Source organism: Paraconexibacter sp. (assembly GCF_041602235.1).
Lineage (GTDB): Bacteria > Actinomycetota > Thermoleophilia > Solirubrobacterales > Solirubrobacteraceae > Paraconexibacter.
The window spans coordinates 1-5163 of sequence record NZ_JBFIGP010000266.1 but is presented as its reverse complement, the minus strand read 5'-3'; the positions used below and the strand labels follow the sequence as shown (position 1 = coordinate 5163).

Below are 5163 nucleotides of genomic sequence, written 5' to 3'. Positions count from 1 at the left end.
GAGCGCGAGGTCGAACCCCTCGGTCGCCTTCGGTCCGGTGCGCATCGAGACGCAGAAGCACGTCCCGCCCGCCTGACCGCAGTTCACGGCGAGCACGAACAGCGACCGGCGTCGCGCGGCGTAGTCGGTGTCGGAGTGGGTGCCCCCGGTCAGCACGCGGTCCTGGATCGCGATCGCGTGCAGGTCGCAGGACCGCAGGCCGATCAGGGCGACCGGGGCCGCAGCCTCCTCACCGGGTCCGGTCTCGACGGTGACCGCGCCGCTCTCGTCCCGGTGCGCCCGCATCACCCGCAGTCGCGGCGGCAGCAGCGTGCCCTTCGCCGAGTGCGGTCCGACGGAGAAGCCGAACAGCGCCTCGTCGTCGCGCGCGGCCAGCCGGTAGGTGCCCCCGTCCTGGTGCTCGGTGACGCCGACCGGGAGATCGGCGGTCGACGCGATCTCGTCCAGCACGATGGCGCCGTCGCGCGCGACGGGGCCCACGGTCGCGTAGCCGCGGGCGCGCAGCACCGCGAGCACGTCGTCCAGCCCGGGCCGGTCGAGCAGCAGAGGTTGCACTGGCTCCAGCGTACGCCGGGTGTCCAGCACCGAGGGAGGGGTCGTCCCCGCGACCCGCCGCGTAGTTCTCCACACCCGCCGTTCGGGTCTCTCGTGATGTATTCGCACGCCGGGTCGCGTTGCATGGAGGCGTGCCCCGACGATTCCCCGCGCGCCGGTCGACGACGTTCGACGTCCGCCTCCACGGCCGTGGAGGCCAGGGCGTGGTCACCACCGCCGAGCTGCTGTCGGTGGCCGCCTTCGAGGAGGGCCACCACGCGCAGGCGTTCCCCACGTTCGGGTCCGAGCGCACGGGCGCGCCGGTCGCGGCGTTCTGTCGCATCTCCCCCAAGCCGATCCGCACCCGCGAGCCGATCGCGCGCCCGGACGCGCTCGTGATCCAGGACCCGACGCTGCTGCACCAGGTCGACGTGTTCTCCGGGCTCGGCGACGACGCGTTCGTCCTCATCAACACCGTGCGGACGCCGGACGACCTCGGCATCGAGGACATCGTCGAGCGCATCCGCCCCGGGAGGCTGGCGACCGTGCCGGCCTCCGACCTGGGACGGACGCACCTCGGACGGGCGCTCCCGGGGGGCGCGCTGCTCGGCGGCCTGGCGGCGCTGACCGAGGCGATCGGCCTGCGCGGCATCGAGCACGCGATCACCGCGCGGTTCTCCGGAGCCATGGCGGAGGGCAACGTGGCCGCCGCACGGGCCGGCCACGCCCACGTCGAGGCGCTCATGACGAAGGAGCCCAGCCATGCGTGAGCAGATCGAGGGCTCCCAGGCGGTCGCGAAGACCGTCGCCCGGTGCCGCCCGGAGGTCATCGCCGCCTACCCGATCACGCCGCAGACGCACATCGTCGAGGCGCTGTCCCGCCAGGTGAAGACCGGTGAGCTGGCCCCGTGCGAGTTCGTCAACGTCGAGTCGGAGTTCGCCGCGCTGTCGGTGATGATCGGGGCCTCGGCGACCGGGGCCCGCACCTACACGGCGACCGCCAGTCAGGGCCTGCTGTTCATGGCCGAGGCGCTGTACAACGCGTCCGGGCTCGGGCTTCCGATCGTGATGACCGTCGCCAACCGGGCGATCGGCGCCCCGATCAACATCTGGAACGACCACTCCGACGCGATGTCCCAGCGCGACAGCGGCTGGATCCAGTTCTTCGCGCAGGACAACCAGGAGGCCAGCGACCTCCACGTGCAGGCGTTCCGGATCGCGGAGGAGCTCTCGCTGCCGGTGATGGTCTGCATGGACGGCTTCATCCTGACCCACGCGGTGGAGGAGGTCGATCTGCCCGAGCCGGAGCAGGTCGACGCGTTCCTGCCGGCGTTCGAGCCGCGTCAGGTGCTCGACCCCGACGACCCGGTGACGATCGGCGCCGTCGTCGGGCCCGACGCCTTCACGGAGGTCCGCTACCTCGCCCACGCCAAGCAGATGCAGGCGCTCGACCGCATCCCGGAGGTGGCGCAGGAGTTCGCCGCCGCGTTCGGCCGTCCGTCCGGCGGGCTGCTGCGCGGGTACCGGCTCGACGACGCGGAGACCGTCGTGGTGGCGCTGGGCTCGGTCCTCGGCACCATCAGCGAGGTCATCGACGAGCTGCGCGACGAGGGCGTCGCGATCGGAGCGCTGGGCATCACGACGTTCCGTCCGTGGCCGGAGCAGGAGGTGCGCGAGGCGCTGGCGGGCGCACAGCGGGTCCTGGTGGTCGAGAAGGCGTTCGGCGTCGGCATCGGCGGCATCGTCTCCACCGACGTGCGCGTGTCCCTCGAGGGACTCCCGGTGCGGGTCCGCACCGCGATCGCCGGGCTCGGGGGGCGCGTCATCACCGCACAGGCGCTCCGGGGCCTGTTCGAGGACGCCGTCGCGGACCGGCTGCCGCTGACCACCTTCCTCGGGCTGGACACCGAGCTGGTCGAGCGCGAGCTCGCCCGCACACGCGAGCGGCGGCGGTCGGGTCCGCACGCCGAGAACATGCTGAAGGACCTCGGGATCGTCGCGGCCGGGCACGGTGTGACATGAGCGGACAGCAGCTCAAGTACTACCAAGTGGGGTCCTTCGCGGTCGGCAATCGCCTGCTCGACCCGCAGGACCGCACCGTCCAGTCCGAGCGTGAGCGCAGCAACTCCCTGACGTGCGGCCACCGCGCCTGCCAGGGCTGCGGCGAGGCCCTCGGCGCCCGCTACGCGCTCGACGCCGCGATGCGTGCCACCTCGGGGCAGCTCATCGCCGCCAACGCGACCGGTTGCCTGGAGGTCTTCTCCACGCCCTACCCGGAGAGCTCGTGGCAGATCGCGTGGCTGCACTCGCTCTTCGGCAACGCGCCCGCCGTCTCGACCGGGATCGCTGCGGCCCTGAAGGCCAAGGGCCGGACCGACGTGCGCGTCGTCGGCCAGGGCGGCGACGGCGGCACCGTCGACATCGGCTTCGGCTGCCTGTCCGGCATGTTCGAGCGCAACGACGACGTGCTGTTCATCTGTTACGACAACGAGGCGTACATGAACACCGGGGTGCAGCGCTCCGGGGCCACGCCGGCCGCCGCGCGCACCGCCACGACCGACGCCGTCGGTGTCCACCCGGGCGAGGAGTTCGGCCGCGGCAAGAGCGCACCGCTGATCGCGATGGCGCACGAGATCCCCTACGTGGCGACCGCGACCATCGCGGACCTGCACGACCTCGAGGCGAAGGTGCAGCGCGCGATGGAGTTCCGCGGCGCCCGCTACCTGCACGTGCTGGTCACGTGCCCGCTGGGGTGGGGCACCGCCTCCCGCGACTCGGTCGGGATCGCGCGGCTGGCCACCGAGACCGGCATCTTCCCGGTGTTCGAGGCGCAGGACGGCGAGGTCACGGCCAGCTCGAAGATCCGCCGCCAGTTGCCGGTCGAGGAGTACCTGCGTCCGCAGAAGCGCTTCCGTCACCTGTTCGAACCGGAGCGCCGCGACGACGTGATCGCGGCGATCCAGGAGCGCGCCGACCGCAACATCCGCCGCTTCTCCCTGCTCGCCGATCCCTGGAGGGTCTCCTGATGGACAAGCCCTTCGCGATCACGCTCGACGTGGGCTCCAGCCGGCCGAACCACACCGGCACCTGGCGCACCGAGCGGCCCGAATACGTGCGCAACCTCGCGCCGTGCAACGGCGCATGTCCCGCCGGGGAGGACGTCCAGGCGTGGCTCTTCCACGCCGAGGAGGGCGACTACGAGACAGCCTGGCGCACGATCATGGAGACCAACCCGCTCCCGGCCGTGATGGGGCGCGTCTGCTACCACCCGTGCGAGTCCGCGTGCAACCGCGCCCAGCTCGACGAGGCCGTCGGGATCAACGGCGTGGAGCGTTTCCTCGGCGACCTGGCGATCGAGCAGGGGTGGGCTGCTCCCGCACCGGACGCCGCGCCGAGCGGTCGGCGGGTCCTCGTCGTCGGGGCCGGTCCGTCCGGACTCGCCGCGGCCTACCACCTGCGACGGCTCGGGCACGAGGTCGTCATCCACGAGGCGGGCGAGGCGCCCGGGGGGATGATGCGCTTCGGCATCCCGCGCTACCGGCTGCCGCGCGAGGTGCTCGACGCGGAGATCGAGCGGATCTTCGACCTCGGGATCGAGCTGCGGCTGGACCAGGAGGTCCGCGACGTGCAGGCGGCGATGGCCCGCGAGTCCTGCGACGCCGCGTTCCTGGCGGTCGGCGCGCAGATCGGCAAGCGCGCCCACGTCCCGGCCGGCTCGGCCGCGAAGATGCTCGATGCCGTCTCGCTGCTGCGCAGCATGGAGGGGGAGGAGCAGCCGCAGCTCGGCCGCCACGTCGTCGTCTACGGCGGCGGCAACACGGCGATCGACGCGGCGCGGACGGCGCGGAGGCTCGGCGCCAGCGACGCGGTGATCGTCTACCGGCGTACCCGCGACCGGATGCCGGCCCACGACGAGGAGCTGCAGGAGGCGCTGAGCGAGGGGGTCAAGGTGCGCTGGCTCTCGACCATCAGCCAGGCCGACGAGGGCCGCGTGATGGTCGAGCGCATGGAGCTGGACCACGCGGGCTTCCCGCAGCCGACCGGGGAGTTCGACGAGCTCGAGGCGGACGCGCTCGTCCTGGCGCTCGGTCAGGACACCGACCTTTCCCTGCTGGACGGCGTGCCGGACCTCGAGATCCACGACGGCGTGGTGCAGGTCGACGAGGCGATGATGACCGGGCACCCCGGCGTCTTCGCCGGCGGCGACATGATCCGCGCCGAGCGGACGGTGACGACCGGCGTCGGCCACGGCCGGCGCGCCGCGCGCCACATCGACGCCTGGCTGCGTGGCTCGCGCTGCGAGCCCGATCCGCCGGTCACCGAGGCCACGTTCGATCTCCTGAACCCCTGGTACTACGCCGACGCGCCGCGCTCGGTCGCACCCCACCTTGACGCCGTCCGCCGCCAGTCGACCTTCGACGAGGTCGTCGGGGGCTACGACGCAGACACCGCGCTCTTCGAAGCGCGCCGCTGCCTGTCCTGCGGCAACTGCCTTGCCTGTGACAACTGCTACGGCGTGTGTCCCGACAACGCCGTCATCAAGCTCGACCCCGCCGGACCGTACGCCTACGCCATCGATCTCGACTACTGCAAGGGCTGCGGCATGTGCGCGCAGGAATGCCCGTGCGG

The 5163-nt window shown here is 72.4% G+C and carries 4 protein-coding genes and 1 pseudogene; 4 read left to right on the top strand and 1 reads right to left on the bottom strand.

Annotated features, from left to right (window positions below):
- Nucleotides 1-555: pseudogene (locus ABYE80_RS16740) on the bottom strand (sulfite reductase subunit A); the annotation flags it as partial.
- Nucleotides 556-686: 131 nt separating this feature from the next.
- On the opposite strand from ABYE80_RS16740, the gene ABYE80_RS16735 reads away from it, so the two are divergent.
- The 4 genes from ABYE80_RS16735 to ABYE80_RS16720 all read left to right on the top strand — a co-directional run.
- A complete protein-coding gene (locus ABYE80_RS16735; RefSeq protein WP_372791445.1) occupies nucleotides 687-1304 on the top strand; it encodes a 2-oxoacid:acceptor oxidoreductase family protein in 618 nt (205 codons plus the stop codon).
- Nucleotides 1297-2556, top strand: a complete 1260-nt coding sequence (locus ABYE80_RS16730) for a transketolase C-terminal domain-containing protein (protein WP_372791444.1) — start codon at nucleotides 1297-1299, stop codon at nucleotides 2554-2556. Before ABYE80_RS16735 ends, ABYE80_RS16730 begins: the two co-directional genes overlap by 8 nt.
- Nucleotides 2553-3560 carry a thiamine pyrophosphate-dependent enzyme gene (locus ABYE80_RS16725; RefSeq protein WP_372791443.1) on the top strand — a complete coding sequence of 336 codons (1008 nt, stop codon included), beginning with the start codon at nucleotides 2553-2555 and terminating at the stop codon, nucleotides 3558-3560. The genes ABYE80_RS16730 and ABYE80_RS16725 overlap by 4 nt, the downstream gene beginning before the upstream one ends.
- Nucleotides 3560-5163, top strand: a 1604-nt coding sequence (locus ABYE80_RS16720; protein WP_372791441.1) for an NAD(P)-binding protein, incomplete at its 3' end; no start/stop codon positions are given. The genes ABYE80_RS16725 and ABYE80_RS16720, both read left to right, overlap by 1 nt.

Coding starts and splice junctions, on each gene's coding strand:
- ABYE80_RS16730 (WP_372791444.1), top strand. CDS start 1,297: ATGCGTGAGCAGATCGAGGGCTCCCAGGCGGTCGCGAAGACCGTCGCC.
- ABYE80_RS16725 (WP_372791443.1), top strand. CDS start 2,553: ATGAGCGGACAGCAGCTCAAGTACTACCAAGTGGGGTCCTTCGCGGTC.